We start from the raw sequence: 20,099 nt of genomic DNA on the forward strand, positions 1-20,099 counted from the left end.
CCGCATCGTGGCTAAACCCAACAAACGCCTGCCGGGGCGCACCGTCGATGTGCTGTGTTGTCGCTGTGGTACCCGGCTGTTTGTTTACCACAAGGGCGGCAAGGGCAGCCTGGTGAAGTGCTTCAAGGAGCGCATTGCCAAGGACTTCACCGAGAAGCCCTGTCACTGTCCCGGTTGCGGTGGCCAGTTCGCTCGCGAGACCCTGGTGCGGGGCACCCCGGCCTACAAGATCATCGGCGGCAAGGCGGTGGCCAAGTAAGCGAGTGCTGACCTCGCCCAGGTCGTATCGACAAACTCACTGCAGGCTGTAGCCCCGTCCTTCCATGCAGGCCCGGAAGGCACGGTTAAAGCTGTCCATCTGGGCCTGACGGTCCTGCTCCTGGGCCTGAACCGCGGCCTCATTGCCTGCCTGTTTGCGGCGCTGGCGCGCGCCGCCGGCAATCACCCCAGTACCGGCCCCGATGGCCGCCCCTTTGCCAGCATCGCCGGCGATGGCGCCGATCACCGCACCGGTAGCCGCACCACCCACTGCGCCGCCCAGGCGCTCACCGCCACTCTCCTGCTGAGCCGGTGCGCTCTGGTTGGCCAGGGCCACGGGATCGACCCCGGTGTTGTCCGTCGCCCACAGCTGGCACTCCGCCTGGTCCTGTTTTTGCTGTTCCGGCGATTGGCCCTCGGCGGGATAGATGATGGGATTGGCCAGCAGCGGGCTGGCGAACAGGGTAACAAGCAGCAGGTTGGGGCGCATGGGACAACTCCTTGGGGGGCCTGCTTTAGGTATAGATCGTCCCGCCTGGGCCCAGGCAACAAAAAGGCGGGCCCCAGGGCCCGCCTTTTTGTCTTGCTACGCTGTCTTGCCTTTTATGGCAGGCCTGGCGTCAGGCGCCGCTCCACAACAGCTTGCCGGAGTCGGTCAGGTCGTAGCCCCCCAGGCGCTGGGCATGGGTCAGGGTATCCGGGTGCTGCATCACATTGAACAGCTGCTGCAGGTGCTGACGGAAGAACACTCCCTGGGGCATCACCATATCGAACGACTCCCGCCCCAGTGGCAGGAAGGCCAGGCCGAACTCGCCGGCCACGCCCTGGCAGCCGAAGCCAAAGTCCGCCTCGCCCCGGGCGATGCCCGCCGCCAGCTCACGCTCGCTGAAGGCGGTGCCCACCAAGTTGATGTCGGTGCCGGACAGGCCGCGTTCCGACAGCCAGTTATCGAAATGGTAGCGGGCACCGGCACCCTCCTGGCGGCTGAGCCAGCGGTAGCGCAGCGACAGCGCCTCGTCGATCGCCTGGCCCAGGTGGTGGTGCTCGTTGCGCATCAGCAGGCCATAGTCACGGCTGGCCACGTGCACCAGTACCCACTGCTTGTAGTTGGCGTGGCGCTTGAGCAGGGCCGGATGACGCAGGTCCCGCTCCGCCTCGTTGCCCCAGTGGATGCAACAGACGTCGGCGTAGCCCTGGCCCAGGTGGGTCAGGCCCAGGCGGGAGTCGGTGGCGGAGTAGTTCACCATGCCGGCACTGCCGATGCGTTGCCCCACCCGGCCTACCACCCAGTGCATCAGCGGGTCGTCGGAGCCGGTGATAATCAGCCGGTCGGACAGCATGCCACTGTGACAGGATTCGATGATCCAGCGGTCAATCAGCGCCTTCGGGAACAGCCACTTACCGGTGATCTTGGTGCCCGGCAGCTGACGCTCGTTGGCCATGGCATAGACCTTCTTCTCGTTCAGATCGAGATAGTCGGCGACCTGCTTGGCGTTGAGAAACAGGTTATCGGCGTTGTCGTTCATGCAAGTTCCCCATCAAATTGGACGGTATCCGCGCCGTGGTAAATCAGGAAGTGACGGCCCTTGGCCCGGGCGATCATGGTGATCCCCAGCTGTTGCGCCAGGGTCAGGCCCATCTCGGTGATGCCGGAGCGCGACAGCAGCACCGGGATCCCCATCTTGGCCACCTTGATCACCATCTCCGAGGTCAGTCGACCGGTGGTGTAGAAGATCTTGTCGCCCCCCTGCAGCCCCTCCAGCCACATCTCGCCGGCCAGGGTATCCACCGCGTTGTGGCGACCCACGTCCTCGACGAAGCTGAGGATCTGGTCACCCTGGCAGATAGCGCAGCCGTGCACGGCGCCGGCATTCTTATAGGTGTCGTTGTACTGGCCCAGGTTCTTCAGCAGGGCGTAGATCCCGCTCTGGCTCAGGCTGGGAGTAGGCAGCTGGATCTCGTCGATACCGGCGGTAAAGCTGCCAAACACCGTACCCTGGCCGCAGCCGCTGGTGACCGTCTTCTCCGACAGCTTCTCCTGCACATGGCTGGTGTCCTCGTCGGTGATGATGGCGGCGGAGTTCACCTCCCAGTCGACGATCACCGAGGTGACCCGATGGATGTCGGTGATGAAGCCCTGGTTCTTCAGGTAGCCCAGTGCCAGCGCTTCCGGCCGTGCCCCCAGGGTCATCAGGGTGACGATGGGCTGCCAGTTGAGGTACAGGGTCAGTGGCCGCTCGCAGGCGATCATCTTGTCCTGGGTCTGGCCCTTCTCATCGACCGCGGTAACGGCCAGGGTCAGCGGAGCTTCCGCATGGGTGCGCGACAGGCGCGGGCGGGACAGGTTCTGGGTCATAGCGTGCATTACCATGGGCAAACAATATCCCCCAGCGATGCAAAAGCCGTTCCAGCCGTCCACGGGGATCGGTGCGGGATCCGGATCACGCTTTGCTCTGCCAGGTGTCCCAGCTTGTCCCACCCTGCTAAGGACAATTTGTCCCGTTCGACCGCCACAGCGTGATCCGGATCCTGTCTGGAGGCCGAAATCAGGTTGGAACGAAAATTGCCTAGACTGTGTCATACGCTCGATACGCAGGTATGCCATGCAACATAGTGAATCTATCTGGCCACTTTACGTGTCCTTGAAGTCCACCGAAGTCAAGGTGGGGCGCTGGAGCCAATTGCGCTGGGAGATCGACTCCCTGCTGCCCGCCAAGGGTGAGAAGCCGGAGGGCGCCCACCTGGTGGCCATGGAGCTGTTCCTTGATGAACGGGCCAACTACCGCCTCAACCTCGACCTGCCCAACCCCAAGCTGTTTGTGGTCTGTGATGACAAGGGCGATGGCGTGCCGATCCCTATGCTGATCACCGCCAATCAGAACGTGGCGGCGGGTGCGCTGGAGGGGGATACCCCGGTATTGACCTGTCCCATCCCGGAGGCGATCGCCTGCTGGCTGGAGTCCTTCCTGACCCGTCATGGTGAGCAGCCCATTCAGGCTCACCGCCGCAAGCACATTGATGTCCGCGGTGAGGTGAAGGACAAGAGGAACAAGGCATGAGTGGCCTGTTCAAGCGCTGGCAGCAGCGCCGCGACGAGGTCGCGCGCGAGGAGGAGAGCGACGAAGCCGAACAGGCCGAGCTGCAACAGGCCCAGGCCGCCGAGCAGGCTCCCTCAGAGCCGGAAGGCGAAGAGGTAGCGGCGGAAGAGGAGGTACTGCCCAATCCCGAGGAGATCGAGGAGGGGGGCAGCTTTGCCGCCTTTATGAAGCCGGACGTCGATCCGCTGCAGCGCAAAGAGGCGCTGCGCTCGCTGTGGAAGCAGCCCCACTACAATGTGCGGGATGGCTTGTGCGAGTACGACCTGGATTACGCAGCGCAGCCCAAGCTCACCGCCAAGGTAGCGGCAGAGCTGGCGGAGAAGGTGTTCCGCCATGTGGTGAAAGAGGTGGACGAGGAGGAGACCCAGTTGGCCGAGCAGGCCCCGGCGACCCCCCGAAAAGACCCAGAATTAACCAGCGACGGGGATGCGGACGGACAAATTGTCGCAGACCTGGACAAATCGGCGGACAAACCGCAGAGCGAGGCGTAACCGAGCTGAACCTGACTCATCCAGGAGTGGTGCATTTTTTGCACAATGCCGGATGGGTCAACGCCATGCAGCCCAAACCCGCAGAGGTGGCCGCGTGGAAACGATCACAATAACTAGGAACGCATAGTGAGCACATTTGAAAATGCGGCGTTGGACCAGGCTCGTGAGCAAAGCCTGGCCCAAACCACAATGTTGGAAAACCTGATCCCGCAAACGGTGTCTTACAACACTGCGGGTCACTTGTTGATCCTCGGTGCCGAGGACCAGATCCGCCTGGCCGCGGCCCAACTGGACGGCATGGCCAGTCGAACCCTGCTGGCCACCGAAGCGGTGAGCAGCCAGGACGAGGCCCACCTGGAGCGGGTGATGGCCGCTGCCGAGGCCACCGAGTCTCTGCCCGCCTTTTACAGCCGCGAGCTGACCATCAAGGGCTTCCTTGGTCAGTTCCAGGTGTTCATCCGTGAGCCAGAAGGGATCAGCCAGATTGAGCTGGCCCCGGGCGCCGTGCGTCGCCCTCACTACGACCTGATCCTGGACCTGGGTCAGCAACCGGCCATCAGCCTTGAGCTGCTGCCGCCGGGCTACTTCCACGTTGGCGACGATGCCGACAAGCTGGCGGATGCCCTGGCCCAGTTGCCGGAGCTGGTGGGCCAGTTCGACAAGCCCCGCTACGTTAAGATCAACAGCGACATCTGCGCCCACCACTCCAGTGGTGTGGATGGCTGCACCCGCTGCCTCAACGTCTGCCCGGCAGACGCCATCGAGTCAGTGGAAGGCATGATCCAGATCGACCCCTACCAGTGTCACGGTGCCGGCAGCTGTGCCAGTGCCTGTCCCACCGGGGCGATCAGCTACGACCAACCCACCCCCAGCGTGCTGCGGGATTACCTCAAGCGCCTGCTGACCCGCTACCTGGAGCTGTCTGATCAGCGTCCGGTGGTGCTGTTGCACGATCAGACCGCCGGTGAGGCCGCCCTCAAGGCGATGCAACAGCTGCCCGGTCAGGTGCTGCCGGTGGCCCTGGAAGAGGTGGCCGTGGCCGGCATCGACAGCTGGTTTGCCGCCCTGGCCTGGGGCGCGCGCCAGGTACTGGTGCTGACCACCGAGATGACCCCGCCGACCCTGCTGGCGTTGGTGGAGAAGGAGCAAGCCCTGGCCCAGTCCCTGCTCAGCGCCGTTGGCACTGAGGCGGACCGCATCGCCCTGATCCGCAGCGACGACCTGGCGCAGCTGGCGGCGCAGGTGGCTCAAAGCGGCCAATGGCCTGCGCTGCCGGTGGCAGCCTTCCCGAATGACCTGGCCAAGCGCGATACCCTGTTCAACGCCCTGGACCACATCAACGGTGCATGCGCTGCGTCCACCGAGGCCCTGGCCCTGGCTGGCGTGCCCTACGGCCAGATCCAGGTCGACACCGACAAGTGCACCCTGTGCATGAGCTGCACCTCGCTGTGCCCCACCGGCGCCCTGCTGGATGGTGGTGACAGCCCGGCCCTGAAGTTCCAGGAGCAGCCCTGTGTCCAGTGCGGCCTGTGTGAGCGGGCCTGCCCCGAGAAGGCGATCACCCTGTCCAGCCGGGTTCTGCTCGACCGCGATGCGCGTCAGGCGGTAACCGTGTTGAAGGAGGAGGAGCCCTTCGAATGCATCACCTGTGGCAAGCCGTTTGCCACCAAGGCGGTGATCGAGAAGATGACCACCGCGCTGGCGGGCCACAGTGCCTTTGCCGGTGACGCGCTGCAGCGTCTGAAAATGTGTGAAGACTGTCGGGTTAAGGACATGTTCACCGACATCCTGAACGATCCCGAAAAGCAACTGCGGGTCTGAGTCCGAGGTAGTAATGACTGAACAACAACAAAATCGCATCGTCACTGAGCACCACCAGCTTCGGGCTGACATCTACCAGTTGCTGGCGGCGCTGCTGCGTCAGGCACCGACCCCGGAGCTGATCGGCTTCCTGGCCGAGCTGGAGCTGGAGAGCGACAGCGACAACGAGATGCTGCGTGCCTGGCACGCGCTCAAGCTGTCTGCCCAAACCCACCAGGGCAAGCCGCTGGAAGATGAGTACTTCAACCTGTTTATCGGCCTGGGACACGGTGAGGTAATCCCCTACACCAGCTGGTACCTGACCGGTTCGCTGATGGACCAACCGCTGGCGCTGCTGCGCCAGGACCTGGCCCAGCTGGGCTTTGCCCGCCAGGAGGAGGTCAAGGAGCCGGAAGACCACCTGGCCGCGCTGTGCGAGGTGATGGCCTTCCTGCTGCTGGAGGGCGGCCAAGCCGACCAGCTGACCTTCTGGCAACGTCACCTGGAGCCCTGGGTCAGCAAGTTCTTTGATGATCTGGCCAAGGCCAGCAACGCCTCCTTCTACACCGGTGTTGCGGCACTGGGTCAGGCGTTCTTTGCCACTGAGGCCACCACCTTCAGCAACCAGCTGCTGGATGTGAAGGTGCAACAGACCGGCTAAGCCGGAAACAGGCCGGTCTGTTCGATTTCCGGTGGTGGGGCAGAGGGTTGTCGCCCCACCTTAAACCAAAAGGTACTGGCGGCCTTTTGTGATGGGCTTTCCCGCTGAGAGTCCATCACAAAGGCCACCAGCACCTCAAAACACCATGGAGGTGTTATGAAAGACAGGCAGCCCCAACAGGACCGCCGCCGAGCCCTCAAGGCCTTAGGCCTGGGCGCGGGAGCCGCGGCGCTGACCAGCACTGCTGTGCAGGCAGCCCCGGAGAGCCAAGCGGCCACTCCTGACGACACGAAGTCAACCGGCTATCGTGAAACCCCCCACGTCCTCACCTACTACGCAACCTTGCGTCTCAAATAGGAGGTCAGGATGAAGCTCACACGTAAAGTACCAACCAAAGCATCCACTACCGAGAGGGACTCGCTAGGTCTAAATCGTCGTCAGTTCCTCAAGCAAGCCGGGGTGACCACAGGTGGCATCGCCGCCGCCTCGATGCTGGGCACCGGCATGATCCAAAAGGCCCACGCCGCCGACGCCGGTGGCTCCGGGGAAACCAAGACCGTTCGCACCATCTGCTCCCACTGTAGTGTGGGATGTGGCGTTTACGCCGAAGTTAAGAACGGGGTTTGGGTTGCCCACGAGCCGGCCTTTGACCACCCCATCAACCGGGGCAGTCACTGCGCCAAGGGCGCCTCGCTGATCCACCACACCCACAGTGAGAAGCGGGTGAAGTACCCGATGAAACTGGAGAATGGCCAGTGGAAGAAGCTCAGCTGGGAAGAGGCGATCAACCAGGTCGGTGACCTGATGCTGAAGATCCGTGAAGAGTCCGGTCCGGACTCCATCTACTTCATGGGCTCGGCCAAGACCAACAACGAGCAGTCCTACCTGTACCGCAAGCTGGCGGCCATGTGGGGCACCAACAACGTCGACCACTCCGCCCGGATCTGTCACTCCACCACGGTGGCCGGGGTAGCCAACACCTGGGGCTACGGGGCGATGACCAACTCCTACAACGACATGCACAACTGTGCAGCGATGCTGTTTGTCGGCTCTAACGCGGCGGAAGCGCACCCGGTGGCGATGCAGCACGTGCTGCTGGGCAAGGAACGCGGCGCCAAGATGATCGTGGTGGACCCACGTTATACCCGCACCGCGGCGCACTCGGACGAGTACGTTCACATCCGTCCCGGTACCGACATCCCCTTCATCTACGGCCTGCTCTGGCACATCTTTGAGAACGGCTGGGAGGATCAGGACTTCATCGACCGTCGGGTCTGGGGCATGGAGGCGATCCGCGAGGAGGTGCAGAACTATCCGCCGGCCGAGGTGGAAAACATCGTCGGCGTCGGTGAGAAGCAGATGCATCGCGTCGCCAAGATGCTGCATGAGCACAAGCCTGGCACCATCGTCTGGTGTATGGGCGGCACCCAGCACACCATAGGTAACGCCAACACCCGCGCCTACTGCATCCTGCAGCTGGCCCTGGGCAACATGGGCGTCTCCGGTGGTGGTGCCAACATCTTCCGTGGCCACGACAACGTACAGGGGGCCACCGACTTTGGCCTGCTGTTCGACAACCTGCCCGGCTACTACGGCCTGTCCGAAGGCGCCTGGCAGCACTGGTCACGGGTGTGGGATCTGGAATACGACTGGGTTAAGGGCCGCTTTGATCAGGGCACCTACCTGGGCGCCACACCGATGAACGCACCGGGGATCCCCTGTTCTCGCTGGCACGATGGCGTGCTGGAGGACAAGGACAAGATCGGTCAGAAGGACAATGTCCGTCTGGCGTTCTTCCTGGGCCAGTCGGTCAATACCGAAACCCGTGGCCGTGAGGTGCGGGAAGCGCTCAACAAGATGGACGCCATCGTGGTGGTAGATCCCTACCCGACCATGGCCGGGGTGATGCATACCCGCAAGGACAACGTGTTCCTGTTGCCAGCGGCAACCCAGTTTGAGACCTACGGCTCCGTATCCGCTTCCAACCGTTCGCTGCAATGGCGTAGCCAGGTAGTGGAGCCGGTGTTTGAGTCCAAGCCGGATCACGAGATCATGTACTTGCTCGCCAAGAAGGTGGGTATCGCCGACCAGATGTTCAAGAACATCAAGGTGGAAGGCAGCGTGCCGCTGATCGAGGACATCACCCGTGAGTACAACCGCGGAATGTGGACCATCGGCTACACCGGCCAGTCGCCGGAACGCCTCAAGCTGCACCAGGAGAACTGGGGCACCTTCGAGTACGAAGATCTGCAGGCCAAGGGCGGCCCGGCCAAGGGCGAAACCTACGGCTTGCCGTGGCCGTGCTGGGGCACCCCGGAGCTCAAGCACCCGGGTACCCACATCCTCTATGACACCTCCAAGCACGTGATGGAGGGGGGCGGTAACTTCCGTGCCCGCTTCGGTGTGGAGTACGAAGGGGACAATCTGCTGGCGGCGGACGCCGGCTCCAAGGGCAACGAGATCGGCGATGGCCATCCGGAGTTCACCTCGGACATGCTCAAGCAGTTGGGCTGGTGGGATGAACTGACCCCGGAAGAGCAGGCTGCCGCAGAAGGGCGAAACTGGAAGACCGACCTGTCCGGTGGTATCCAGCGGGTCGCCATGGCCCACGGCTGTATCCCGTTCGGTAACGCTCGGGCCCGCTGCCGGGTCTGGACCTTCCCGGATGAGATCCCGGTTCACCGTGAGCCGCTGTACACCCCGCGTCGCGACCTTGCGATCAAATACCCCAGCTACGAGGACCGTCAGGTTGCCCGTCTGCCTACCCTGTACCGCTCCATCCAGGAGAAGGTGATCGCCGAGGACTTGGACAAGAAGTTCCCGATGATCGTGACCTCCGGCCGTTTGGTGGAGTACGAGGGCGGTGGCGAGGAAACCCGCTCCAACCCCTGGTTGGCGGAGCTGCAGCAGACCATGTTCGTGGAGATCAACCCAGCCGATGCGGCTGATAGGGGGATCCGCGATGGCGATGCGGTGATCCTGCACTCGCCGGAAGGACCCAAGCTGCACATCCACGCCATGGTGACCGAACGGGTGATCCCGGGCGAATGTTTCATGCCCTATCACTTTGCCGGCATCTTCGAAGGCGAGTCCCTGGTTCCGGGATACCCGGAGGGAACGGTGCCCTATATCCAAGGGGAATCGGCCAACACGGCCCTGACCTACGGCTATGACATCGTCACCCAGATGCAGGAGACCAAGGTGTCGATCTGCCAGATCAGTAAGGCTTAAGGAAGGGAGACGTTACTTATGGCAACGATGAAATTCCTGTGCGACACCAAGCGCTGCATCGAATGCAACGGTTGTACCGTCGCCTGTAAGAGTAAGAACGACACCGCCCTGGAGTGGGGGATCTCCCGCCGACGGGTGGTGACCATGCACGATGGTGTGGTCGGCAAGGAGGTCTCCATCTCGGTGGCCTGCATGCACTGCTCCGATGCGCCCTGCATGGCGGTGTGCCCGGCGGACTGCTTTGAGCAGACCGCAGAAGGGATCATCCGCCACAGCAAGGACAAGTGCATCGGCTGCGGTTACTGCCTCTACGCCTGCCCCTTTGGCGCGCCGCAGTTCCCGAAAAAGGCAGCGTTTGCCGGCAAAGGCAAGATGGACAAGTGCACCTATTGTGCCGGTGGTCCGGATGCCGAGGTGGGCAGCGAGAAGGAGGCCCGGCTGTACGGTGCCAACCGCATCGCCGAAGGCAAACTGCCGTTCTGTGCCGAGGTGTGTGCCACCAAGGCCCTGCTGTCCGGTGACTCTGAGGTGATCTCCGGGATCTTCCGGGAGCGCGTAGCAGTTCGGGGTGCCAAAGACGCAGGCTGGGCCGGCTAGGGAGGAGCTATGAAACAGGCTAAGCATTGGCACTGGCTACTCGCCCTGGCGTTTGCGCTGGGTATGGGCAGTGCGTTGGCCGAAGAGGCGCCGGATCAGGACGCCGCCCTGGTGCAATCCGTAATGGCGGCCCAGGCCGCTGAAGTGGAAGGCACAGGGGGTGGCACTACCGAGGGACTCAATCCACTTTGGTTGGATATCAAGAACGGCGAGGTGGGTCGCACCACCTCCGCCGGGGAGTTCCATGGCAGCCTGATCAACACCTACGATCTGGGGCTGTTGACGGCCCGTTCCGACTGGATCGCGCCGGCGCTGTCACTGGCGCTGTTTGGCATGATCCTGGTGTTCGCGCTGTTCGTGATGGTCAATGGTGCCGCCAAGTTGGAGCATGGCTACTCCGGCGTCGAGGTACTGCGGTGGAAAAAGATCGACATCTGGATCCACTGGCTGATGGCGATCCCTTGTCTGCTGTTGATCGTCACCGGGCTGGCATTGCTGGCGGGGCGTTTCGTCTTTGGCTCCTTCCTGGGGCAGGAAGGCGTAGGCGCCCTGGCGGGCATCGCCAAACCGGTACACGACTACATGGCGATACCGTTCTCCATCTTTGCGGTGCTCGCCATGGTGCGCTGGATGGCCAACAACATCCCGGCCAGCTACGACCTGAAGTGGTTCATGGTGGTGGGGGGATACCTCAACTTCGGGCCCTTCAAGGGCAAGCACCCGGATGCGGGGTTCTCCAACGCCGGTGAGAAGCTGTGGTTCTGGAGCTTTGTGATCTTTGGGTTGGCGGTGATCGGCTCCGGTGCCGTCATGCTGTTCCCGGAGTACATCAACCCCAGCCGCACTGCCAGCATGACCGCCATCGTCATCCATGGCGCCTCAGCCATCGTGCTGACCGGCTTTACCGTGGTGCATATCTTTATGGCCACCGTACTGTCCGAGGGGGGCTTCCCGGCGATGACCTCCGGCTACGTGGACGAGAACTGGGCCAAGCAGCACCACAATGTCTGGTACGACGACATCAAGGCCGACGGTACCCTTCAGTACAAAGAGGGGTGACTTCGGGGGCGGGTGTTGCTGTAGCAGCACCCGCTATGATGTTCCGGTACGACGACATCAAGGCCGACGGTACCCTGCAGTACAAGGAAGGCCGACGGAGTGAAGCTAGATTAGCTGGTGTTTTCCGCAGCACCAGCAATCCCTTCCGGTACGACGACATCAAGGCCGACGGTACCCTTCAGTACAAAGAGGGGTGACTTCGGGGGCGGGTGTTGCTCAAGCAGCACCCGCTACGATGTTCAGAAACGCCGACATCAAAGCCCCGCATCGCGGGGCTTTTTCTTGGTTCTTCGCAAATTTGCGGGGTTAACTGCCAATAGTGCGACTAATCACTATTTACTAGGTAACTTTGTCGCGTTGGCGACAGCAACCAAAGGGGCGTTCCGCCCCCTTGGAACCCCCTTGCCTCCAATCGGTGCTTAATCCTCGTATTGGCGGCATCGACTGGCGGCAAAGACCAGAGTCGGCCTCCATGCCTCCGCTGGTCATTCGGGCCATCCTGGCCCTCAGCCTTGTCGATGACGCCTCTACTCGGGCACCTCAAAGTCGGCGCAAGAGCCGTTGGTTCATCAAGCATGGGAAGGAAGTTTGATCAAACTGAGATGTGCCGATTTCACACAGTTTTAGAGCTTCAATGGGCACTTGTCCTCGGAGATCCGCGATAGGGCTTTTTCTTGGCCACGTATCCTCCCCTCGGGGCACCCACCGATTTACCCCTGAAAGCCTGAACCCGGTTTGCCAACCTGGCGCTTTGAGCGACGGCCAATCCGGTCTCACTCAAGCCGGAGGAGATCGCTGGAAACCATAAGTGAAGGCGTTTGAACTCAACTACTTGGCGTGATGCGTGTCACAAAATGGCAATTTGAATATGTGCGCTACGACGGCCAAAAACCGAGCCAGATTACCGTGTTTCAACCCGCTCCCATCCAACTGATAACTGTTCTCACACTGGCGTGTCCCAAATTGTCCACTTTGGACAAAAAGACGAAGAAATTAGGCCTGCTGGTGCTTTTTTGAGCGCCTTCAAAGGTTGTGCTGGATCAAGTTATTTTGCACCTCCCTTCGTCATTCTTGCCTCTGCGTGTGAGCAATGACGCGAAAGGATCAAACCTGTGACCCAAGCCTTGGGTGGCGGGTTGGGCAGTGAGAAGTAACCCAGTAAGGATGGTTATGAATAAGAAACCCGAGATGGCTCGTCGCCAATTCCTCAAGACGGTCGCCGCTGGCTCCGCAGTAGGTGTTGCAGCCGCAGCCGTAAGCCCTGCCGCTCTGGCAGACACTCCGAAGGTCGAAGCTAAAGATGGCATCGGCTACCGCGAAACCGACCACATCCGCAACTACTACGCCGTTGCGCGTGGTCAGTAAGGGGGAGAGCAACAATGAAACTGACTCGAACTCAAGCGGTTGCTGAGAATGCCAAGGCCCTGGGCCTGAACCGTCGCCAGTTTTTGAAGAACGCCGGTGTGACCACCGGTGGCATCGCCGCTGCCTCCATGCTGGGTGCCGGCATGATGCGCAAGGCGGAAGCGTCCGTCGCCGCCAGCGCCGGTGGCAAGACCGAGACCGTGAAGACCATCTGTTCTCACTGTTCTGTTGGTTGTGGTGTCTACGCCGAGGTTGAGAACGGTGTATGGGTTGGCCAGGAGCCGGCTTTCGATCACCCCATCAGCCGCGGTGGCCACTGTGCCAAGGGCGCCTCCCTGCGTTACCACACCCACAGCGACAAGCGGGTGAAATACCCGATGAAGCTGGAAGGTGGTAAGTGGAAGAAGCTGTCCTGGGATCAGGCGATCAACGAGATCGGCGACAAGATGCTGGCCGTTCGCGAAGAGTCCGGTCCGGATTCCATCTACTTCATGGGCAGCGCCAAGTTCTCCAACGAACAGTGCTACCTGTACCGTAAGATGGCAGCCGTCTGGGGCACCAACAACATCGACCACTCTGCCCGGATCTGTCACTCCACCACCGTAGCCGGTGTGGCCAACACCTGGGGTTACGGTGCGCAGACCAACTCCTACAACGACATGCACAACTGTAAGTCGATGCTGTTCATCGGTTCTAACGCCGCTGAAGCGCACCCGGTTGCCATGTCCCACGTGCTCACTGGTAAAGAGCGCGGCGCCAAGATGATCGTGGTGGACCCCCGCTTCACCCGTACTGCAGCCCACGCTGACGAGTACGTGCATATCCGCCCCGGTACTGACATCCCCTTCATCTACGGCCTGCTCTGGCACATCTTTGAGAACGGTTGGGAAGACAAAGACTTCATCAAGCGTCGTGTGTACGGTATGGACGCCATCCGTGAAGAGGTGAAGCGCTGGACTCCGGCAGAAGTGGAAGACGTGACTTCCGTTTCTGGTGAGCAGATGTACCGCGTGGCCAAGACCCTGGCCGAGCACCGTCCGGGCACCATCGTATGGTGTATGGGTGGTACCCAGCACACCGTCGGTAACGCCAACACCCGTGCCTACTCCATCCTGCAGCTGGCGCTGGGCAACATGGGCGTATCCGGTGGCGGTGCCAACATCTTCCGTGGCCACGATAACGTACAGGGCGCGACCGACTTCGGTCTGCTGTTCGACAACCTGCCGGGCTACTACGGTCTGTCCGAAGGTGCCTGGCGTCACTGGTCCAACGTTTGGGATCTGGAGTTTGACTGGGTTAAGGCCCGCTTCGACCAGGGTACCTACCTGGGCAAGGTGCCGATGAACACCCCCGGGATCCCCTGTTCTCGCTGGCACGATGGCGTGCTGGAAGACAAGAACAAGATCGGTCAGAAAGACAACATCCGTCTGGCATTCTTCTGGGGTCAGTCCGTTAACACCGAAACCCGTGGCCGTGAGGTGCGTGAAGCACTGAACAAGATGGACACCGTGGTGGTGGTTGACCCGTACCCGACCATGGCCGGTGTCATGCCGCAGCGTCAGGACGGTGTTTACCTGCTGCCGGCGGCGACCCAGTTCGAGACCTACGGTTCTCTGTCTGCGTCCAACCGTTCTCTGCAGTGGCGTACCCAAGTGACCGAGCCGATGTTCGAGTCCCTGCCGGACCACGTGATCATGTACAAGATCGCTAAGAAGGTGGGCATCGCTGACCAGCTGTTCAAGAACATCAAGGTGAACGGCGACGAGCCGCTGATCGAAGACATCACCCGCGAATTCAACAAGGGTATGTGGACCATCGGTTACACCGGTCAGTCTCCGGAGCGTCTGAAGATGCACCAGGAAAACTGGCACACCTTCTCCTGGGAAGACCTGTCCGCACCGGGTGGCCCGGCTCGCGGCGAAACCTACGGTCTGCCGTGGCCGTGCTGGGGCACCGCGGAGCTGAAGCACCCGGGTACCCACATCCTGTACGACACCTCCAAGCACGTAATGGAAGGTGGCGGTAACTTCCGTGCCCGCTTCGGTGTGGAGCACGATGGGGTCAACATCCTGGCTGAAGATGCCGGTTCCAAAGGCAATGAGCTGGGTGACGGTCACCCGGAATTCACCGCCGACATGCTCAAGCAACTGGGCTGGTGGGACGAGCTGACCGCGGAAGAGAAGCAGCACGCCGAAGGCAAGAACTGGAAGACCGACATCTCCGGTGGTATCCAGCGTGTGGCCATGGCCCACGGTTGTATCCCGTTCGGTAACGCCAAGGCCCGTTGTAAGGTCTGGACCTTCCCGGATGAGATCCCGCTGCACCGTGAGCCGCTGTACACCCCGCGTCGTGACCTGATCACCAAGTACCCGACCCACGATGACATGCAGGTACATCGTCTGCCGACCCTGTTCAAGTCCATCCAGGATAAGGTAATCAGCGACAACCTCGATAAGAAGTTCCCGCTGGTGGTGACCTCCGGTCGTCTGGTGGAGTACGAGGGTGGTGGTGAAGAGACCCGTTCCAACCCGTGGCTGGCGGAGCTGCAGCAGGAGATGTTCGTTGAGATCCATCCTGCCGATGCAGCCGACCGTGGTATCCGCGACGGTGACGAGGTCAAGCTGAAGTCGCCGGAAGGTGCCGTTATCGGCATGAAGGCGATGGTGACCCCGCGTGTGACCGAGGGCGAGTGCTTTATGCCTTACCACTTTGCTGGTGTGTTCGAAGGCGAAGAGCTGCAGTACCCCGAGTCCGGTGGTGTCAGCACCAAGCCCTACGTGGTGGGCGAATCCGCCAACACCGCCATGACCTACGGTTATGACCCGGTGACCCAGATGCAGGAAACCAAGTGTTCCCTGTGTGAAATCGAGAAAGCGTAAGGAGAAGCTGACTCATGGCTCAAATGAAGTTTATGTGTGACACCAAGCGCTGCATCGAGTGTAACGGCTGTGTCACCGCCTGTAAGAACGAGAACGACTCCGCGCTTGAGTGGGGCATCCAGCGTCGCCGCGTGGTGACGGTCAACGACGGTGTCGTTGGCAAGGAAGCCTCCATCTCCGTGGCCTGCATGCACTGCGACGACGCCCCTTGTATGAAGGTGTGCCCGGTCAACGTGTTCAGCCAGACCGAAGACGGTATCGTCCTGCACGACAAGGACCGCTGCATCGGCTGTGGCTACTGCCTGTACGCCTGTCCGTTTGGTGCCCCGCAGTTCCCGAAAAAATCGGCGTTCGGCGGCAAGGGCAAGATGGACAAGTGCACCTTCTGTGCCGGTGGCCCGAACACCGAGCCGGGCTCCGCCGAGGAGAAGGTGAAGTACGGTGCCAACCGTATCGCCGAAGGCAAGCTGCCGATGTGTGCCGAGCTGTGTTCCACCAAGGCCCTGCTGGCCGGTGATGCGGGCGTCGTGTCCGACATCTACCGCGAGCGTGTGGTCACCCGTGGTCACAAAGACGGTGCCTGGGGCTAAGGCCTGAGTAACGAAGGGGCGATCCTCGGATCGCCCCTTTCGTGCCGCAAGGAGTAACTATGTTCAAAAACCTGATAAAGCCCCTGTTGGCGTTGGTGCTGATGTTGCCGGCCCTGGCTCTGGCGGCGGACCCTGGTACCGTGGCCGAACAGGCCGGGAACCCGTCCGACGTGCTGTGGCAGGCGATCCAGCAAGGGGAAGTGGGTCGCACCACCTCCTCGGTGGATCACCACGGTCAGCTGATCAACACCGTTGATGAGCGCCTGTTGCCGGCGCGCAGCGACTACCTGGCGCCGGCCCTGGCGCTGGCGCTGTTTGGCATGATCGGGGTGTTCATCCTGTTTATCCTGGTGAATGGCCCGTCCAAACTGCACGACGGCTTCTCCGGTAAGATGGTGTACCGCTGGTCCAAGGCCGACGTGGCGATCCACTGGCTGGGGGCGATCCCCTGCCTGCTGCTGATCCTCACCGGTCTGGTGCTGTTGGCCGGCCGTCTGATCATCGAACCGCTGATGGGTCCGGAAGCCCTGGCCAGCTTGGGCGCCATTGCCAAGCCGGTGCACGACTACATGGCGATCCCCTTCCTGTTGGGTTGGTTGCTGATGAGCGTGAAGTGGGCCAAGAACCAGATCCCCGCCAAGTACGACATCGCCTGGTTCATGGTGGTGGGTGGCTACATCAACTTCGGTCCGTTCAAGGGCAAGCACCCGGATGCGGGCTTTGCCAACGCCGGTGAGAAGGTGTGGTTCTGGTGCTTCGTGCTGTTCGGTGCGGTGATCGCCGTCTCCGGTGTGATCCTGCTGTTCCCCGAGTACGTCAACCCGTCCCGTAGCCTGAGCCTGCTGGCTCTGATTGCCCACGGTGCGGCGGCCATCATCATCACCGCGTTCTCCGTGGTGCACATCTTCATGGCCACCGTGCTGTCTGAAGGTGGCATGGAGTGCATGGTGTCCGGTTACTGCGACGAGAACTGGGCGATCCAGCACCACAATGTGTGGTACGACGAGATCAAGGCCGACGGTACTCTGAAGTACAAGGAATAAGCCTATGGGCGGTGCTGGGGTCCAGCACCAGCTCAAGTGTTCCGGTACGACGAGATCAAGGCCGACGGCACTTTGAAGTACAAGGAATAAGCTTGTGGCTGGTGCTGGAGTCCAGCACCAGCTCAAGTGTTCCGGTACGACGAGATCAAGGCCGACGGCACTCTGAAGTACAAGGAATAAGGGGCCATCCAGCATTAGCTTGATGATCTCTGTTTGATCCGTATCAATGGCGCCCCCAGTGGGCGCCATTATTGTTAAAGAGAGTAAAATATAGGCACTTGCGGAACTTTGTCCCGACCTTTAGGGACGAACTCTATGCCGCCTGTCGAGACACGGAAGAGGAAGCCCTATGACCCCATGGATGGCGCTGCTGCTGGTTGCCCTGCTCAGCGGCTGCAGCAGCTATGTCAGAACCACCGCTACCCCCAGGGTGGATTGTCACACCGAACTGGCCAGCATCGAGCAGCTTTATCACCGCGCCTTGACCCAGTTCGAGGCCAATCCCAACCTGCATGACTTCCCCAAGTATTTTCAGCACTTCGATCATGTACCCAGTGACGATGGCGTGCTGCGCTACCGGGTCTCGCATGATCAGCCCTATCACCTGACGGATCCGCAGGCCCACTGGGGCAGCAAGCTGTACCGCTTGATGCGTCATACCCTCAGGCTGGAGGGTAAGGCCCCTTACCACCTCAGGCAAAGTATGGTGTTCCAGTGGCGCCAGGGCAGCTATCTTGGCCACCAGGTTGAAGCACCCAAGTGCTTCCTTGGCAACCAGGCGCTGACCAGCTGCGATGGGGCAGTGACGGCAGAGTTGGCGACCGGGGTGACGGCGGAATTGCCCAGCCATTCAGGAGCCCAGTTATGAGCCTCAGCGGCGGGATGAGTGACAACGCCAGAGCGCGGCGTTTGCCATGGTATGCGCCGGCATTGCTCTTGCTCCTGCTGATTGGCTGCAGCAACCCACTGCGCAGTACCCTGCCTGGCTATGAGCCCAAGGTGATCGACAGCCTGGCGGAGCTGGAGGACATTGAGCAGGCCTACCGTGTCTCGCTCAAGCAACTGGATTCCGAGCCGACCCTGGCCAACTTCAGCCGCTATTTTCCCGGTCATCATCGCCTGCCCAACCAGGGTGAGACCCAGCGCTACCAGGTCTACCTGGATCAGCGCTATGTGCTCAAGCGGGATGATGTCGTGGTGGACAGCTTCAACCTGCTGGTCTGGCTCTACAACCTGCTGGAGCGCAACAAGATCAGCAACGAGGGGCAGTTGGAGACCTCACCCCGGCTGTACCGTCAGTACATGACCTTCCGCTGGCAAGGCGAGCAATACCTGGGCTACCAGATCGCCGAGCGCTACTGCACCAGTGATAGGGTCAACACTATGAATTGCGAGTATTGAGGTGCTGTTGGTTCTATTTAATAGAACGCTTTAGCCGTTTATTTGCGATTTTACTCTTAGTAAATCGCACTAATATAGTCCTTGTCTTCAATCAAGATCGAATCCAAGGACTGACCATGAGCACCTCGCAAACCACCTCTCACCCTGTTTCGCAAAACCACTCCCTCGCGGCCCCCACCGATCTGCTGGCCCGCGCCCTGATGGCCTTCATCTTCATCATGGCCGGCTACGGCAAGATCGGCAGCTTCGCCGGGACCCAAGGCTGGATGGAGTCCATGGGCGTCCCCGGCATCCTGCTCTATCCGGTGGTGGCGCTGGAGCTGTTCGGTGGCATCGCCCTGCTGATCGGCCTGAAAACCCGACTGGTGGCCTTTCTGCTTGCCGGCTTCTGTGTCCTTTCTGCGCTGATCTTCCACAATGACCTGGCCAATGACTTCAACGCCCTTGCCAAGAACCTGGCGATGGCTGGCGGCTTCCTGCTGCTGACCCTGCACGGCCCGGGCAAGCTGAGCCTCGACGCCAAGCTGGCCAAGTAACCCCCATCCGCGGCGCCGGCCAACGGCGCCTCGGAGCACGGCATTTCCCCAAGATGGTAAACCGCTAAGGAGCTGACCATGGGACAACTGGTAAAGGGCGTCTGGCATGACGTCTGGTACGACACCGAAGGCAACAAGGGCGAGTTTGTGCGTGAGCAGGCACAGCTGCGCAACTGGATCACTCCGGATGGCAGCCCGGGCCCCACCGGCAACGGTGGCTTCAAGGCCGAAAAGGGGCGCTATCACCTGTATGTCTCCCTGGCCTGTCCCTGGGCTCACCGCACCCTGATCTTCCGCGCGCTGAAGGGGCTGGAGGACTACATCGAGGTCTCGGTGGTCAGCCCGGATATGCTGGATAAGGGCTGGACCTTCGACACCGCCACCGGCTCCAGCGGTGACAAGCTGCACGGCTTTGATTACCACTACCAGGTCTACACCGCCAACCAGGCAGACTACTCCGGTCGGGTTACCGTGCCGGTGCTGTGGGACACCCAGACCCAGCGTATCGTCAACAACGAGTCGTCGGAGATCATTCGCATGTTCAACAGCGCCTTTGATCATCTCACCGGCAATCAACAGGATTTCTGGCCAGAGGCGTTGCGTGATGAGATCGAGCAGGTCAACGAAGAGGTGTACGCCAACATCAACAACGGCGTCTATCGGGCCGGCTTTGCCACCAGCCAGAGCGCCTACGAGGCGGCCTATGAACGCCTGTTCGCCTCGCTCGACCGGCTGGAGCTGCGGCTGGGTCAGCAGCGCTACCTGTTGGGCAGCCAGGTGACCGAAGCTGACTGGCGCCTGTTCACCACCCTGGTGCGCTTCGATGCGGTCTACTTCGGCCACTTCAAGTGCAACCGGCAGCTACTGGCCAGCTTCCCCAACCTGTCCGGCTACCTGCGGGAGCTGTACCAGTGGCCCGGGGTCGCCGCCACGGTCAACATGGAGCACATCAAGCGGCACTACTACTACAGCCACGACATGATCAACCCTACCCGGGTGGTGCCGGTGGGGCCGGAGCTGGATCTGGATGCACCGCATGGCCGGGAAGCGCTCTGACCGACGCTGCGACGGCTACACTTAAAGCAGGATG

Annotated in this window: 21 protein-coding genes; 18 read left to right on the forward strand and 3 right to left on the reverse strand. The window is 61.3% G+C overall.

Going from position 1 to position 20,099, the window contains the following annotated elements; genetic code table 11:
* Positions 1 to 7: 7 nt before the first annotated feature.
* Complete coding sequence (locus BUC04_RS15510; protein WP_067665029.1) at positions 8 to 259, forward strand: hypothetical protein; 252 nt, start codon at positions 8 to 10, stop codon at positions 257 to 259.
* 36 nt (positions 260 to 295) lie between these two features.
* Here BUC04_RS15510 and BUC04_RS15515 read toward each other — a convergent pair whose 3' ends face one another.
* The 3 genes from BUC04_RS15515 to BUC04_RS15525 form a co-directional block, all read right to left on the reverse strand.
* Positions 296 to 748 carry a glycine zipper family protein gene (locus tag BUC04_RS15515; RefSeq protein WP_067665026.1) on the reverse strand — a complete coding sequence of 151 codons (453 nt, stop codon included), beginning with the start codon at positions 746 to 748 and terminating at the stop codon, positions 296 to 298.
* 130 nt (positions 749 to 878) lie between these two features.
* Positions 879 to 1,784 carry a helix-turn-helix transcriptional regulator gene (locus BUC04_RS15520; protein WP_067665023.1) on the reverse strand — a complete coding sequence of 302 codons (906 nt, stop codon included), beginning with the start codon at positions 1,782 to 1,784 and terminating at the stop codon, positions 879 to 881.
* Positions 1,781 to 2,614 carry a formate dehydrogenase accessory sulfurtransferase FdhD gene (locus BUC04_RS15525; protein WP_067665020.1) on the reverse strand — a complete coding sequence of 278 codons (834 nt, stop codon included), beginning with the start codon at positions 2,612 to 2,614 and terminating at the stop codon, positions 1,781 to 1,783. Before BUC04_RS15525 ends, BUC04_RS15520 begins: the two co-directional genes overlap by 4 nt.
* A gap of 247 nt (positions 2,615 to 2,861) precedes the next feature.
* Between BUC04_RS15525 and BUC04_RS15530 the strand changes: the two genes are divergently transcribed.
* From BUC04_RS15530 to BUC04_RS15605, 17 genes are all read left to right on the forward strand, one after another.
* Positions 2,862 to 3,317: a DUF3305 domain-containing protein gene (locus BUC04_RS15530; protein ID WP_067665017.1), complete on the forward strand. Its 456-nt coding sequence runs from the start codon at positions 2,862 to 2,864 to the stop codon at positions 3,315 to 3,317.
* Positions 3,314 to 3,847, forward strand: a complete 534-nt coding sequence (locus BUC04_RS15535; RefSeq protein WP_067665014.1) for a DUF3306 domain-containing protein — start codon at positions 3,314 to 3,316, stop codon at positions 3,845 to 3,847. The genes BUC04_RS15530 and BUC04_RS15535 overlap by 4 nt, the downstream gene beginning before the upstream one ends.
* Before the next feature lie 126 nt (positions 3,848 to 3,973).
* Entirely contained in the window at positions 3,974 to 5,668 is a 1,695-nt protein-coding gene (locus BUC04_RS15540) for a 4Fe-4S binding protein (RefSeq protein ID WP_067665011.1), read from the forward strand.
* A 13-nt stretch (positions 5,669 to 5,681) separates the two neighbouring features.
* On the forward strand, positions 5,682 to 6,308 hold the full coding sequence (locus tag BUC04_RS15545) for a TorD/DmsD family molecular chaperone (RefSeq protein WP_067665008.1): 627 nt from the start codon (positions 5,682 to 5,684) through the stop codon (positions 6,306 to 6,308).
* 156 nt (positions 6,309 to 6,464) lie between these two features.
* The gene (locus tag BUC04_RS24295; protein WP_067665005.1) at positions 6,465 to 6,665 is read left to right on the forward strand and encodes a twin-arginine translocation signal domain-containing protein; all 201 of its coding nucleotides are present in this window, start codon (positions 6,465 to 6,467) and stop codon (positions 6,663 to 6,665) included.
* Positions 6,666 to 6,674: 9 nt separating this feature from the next.
* Positions 6,675 to 9,539 carry a formate dehydrogenase subunit alpha gene (locus tag BUC04_RS15555; protein WP_067665002.1) on the forward strand — a complete coding sequence of 955 codons (2,865 nt, stop codon included), beginning with the start codon at positions 6,675 to 6,677 and terminating at the stop codon, positions 9,537 to 9,539.
* 18 nt (positions 9,540 to 9,557) lie between these two features.
* Positions 9,558 to 10,136 carry a formate dehydrogenase FDH3 subunit beta gene (gene fdh3B / locus BUC04_RS15560; RefSeq protein ID WP_067665000.1) on the forward strand — a complete coding sequence of 193 codons (579 nt, stop codon included), beginning with the start codon at positions 9,558 to 9,560 and terminating at the stop codon, positions 10,134 to 10,136.
* 123 nt (positions 10,137 to 10,259) lie between these two features.
* Positions 10,260 to 11,195: a formate dehydrogenase subunit gamma gene (locus BUC04_RS15565; RefSeq protein WP_373277987.1), complete on the forward strand. Its 936-nt coding sequence runs from the start codon at positions 10,260 to 10,262 to the stop codon at positions 11,193 to 11,195.
* A 35-nt stretch (positions 11,196 to 11,230) separates the two neighbouring features.
* Positions 11,231 to 11,392 carry a hypothetical protein gene (locus tag BUC04_RS23995; protein ID WP_156480048.1) on the forward strand — a complete coding sequence of 54 codons (162 nt, stop codon included), beginning with the start codon at positions 11,231 to 11,233 and terminating at the stop codon, positions 11,390 to 11,392.
* Positions 11,393 to 12,365: 973 nt separating this feature from the next.
* Positions 12,366 to 12,560 carry a twin-arginine translocation signal domain-containing protein gene (locus BUC04_RS15570; protein WP_067664996.1) on the forward strand — a complete coding sequence of 65 codons (195 nt, stop codon included), beginning with the start codon at positions 12,366 to 12,368 and terminating at the stop codon, positions 12,558 to 12,560.
* A gap of 14 nt (positions 12,561 to 12,574) precedes the next feature.
* A complete protein-coding gene (locus BUC04_RS15575; RefSeq protein WP_067664993.1) occupies positions 12,575 to 15,439 on the forward strand; it encodes a formate dehydrogenase subunit alpha in 2,865 nt (954 codons plus the stop codon).
* A gap of 14 nt (positions 15,440 to 15,453) precedes the next feature.
* Entirely contained in the window at positions 15,454 to 16,029 is a 576-nt protein-coding gene (fdh3B, locus tag BUC04_RS15580) for a formate dehydrogenase FDH3 subunit beta (RefSeq protein WP_067664990.1), read from the forward strand.
* A 59-nt stretch (positions 16,030 to 16,088) separates the two neighbouring features.
* Positions 16,089 to 17,072 (forward strand): formate dehydrogenase subunit gamma, encoded by a 984-nt coding sequence (locus tag BUC04_RS15585; protein WP_067664987.1) that lies wholly within the window; start codon positions 16,089 to 16,091, stop codon positions 17,070 to 17,072.
* Between the two features lie 349 nt (positions 17,073 to 17,421).
* On the forward strand, positions 17,422 to 17,940 hold the full coding sequence (locus tag BUC04_RS15590) for a hypothetical protein (RefSeq protein WP_067664983.1): 519 nt from the start codon (positions 17,422 to 17,424) through the stop codon (positions 17,938 to 17,940).
* Positions 17,937 to 18,473, forward strand: a complete 537-nt coding sequence (locus tag BUC04_RS15595) for a hypothetical protein (RefSeq protein WP_143165750.1) — start codon at positions 17,937 to 17,939, stop codon at positions 18,471 to 18,473. Before BUC04_RS15590 ends, BUC04_RS15595 begins: the two co-directional genes overlap by 4 nt.
* A gap of 116 nt (positions 18,474 to 18,589) precedes the next feature.
* A complete protein-coding gene (locus BUC04_RS15600) occupies positions 18,590 to 19,009 on the forward strand; it encodes a DoxX family protein (protein ID WP_073325986.1) in 420 nt (139 codons plus the stop codon).
* Positions 19,010 to 19,087: 78 nt separating this feature from the next.
* Positions 19,088 to 20,065: a glutathione S-transferase family protein gene (locus tag BUC04_RS15605; RefSeq protein ID WP_067664977.1), complete on the forward strand. Its 978-nt coding sequence runs from the start codon at positions 19,088 to 19,090 to the stop codon at positions 20,063 to 20,065.
* Positions 20,066 to 20,099: the final 34 nt, after the last annotated feature.

Origin of the sequence: Ferrimonas marina, from assembly GCF_900129905.1 — a bacterium.
Classification (GTDB): domain Bacteria; phylum Pseudomonadota; class Gammaproteobacteria; order Enterobacterales; family Shewanellaceae; genus Ferrimonas; species Ferrimonas marina.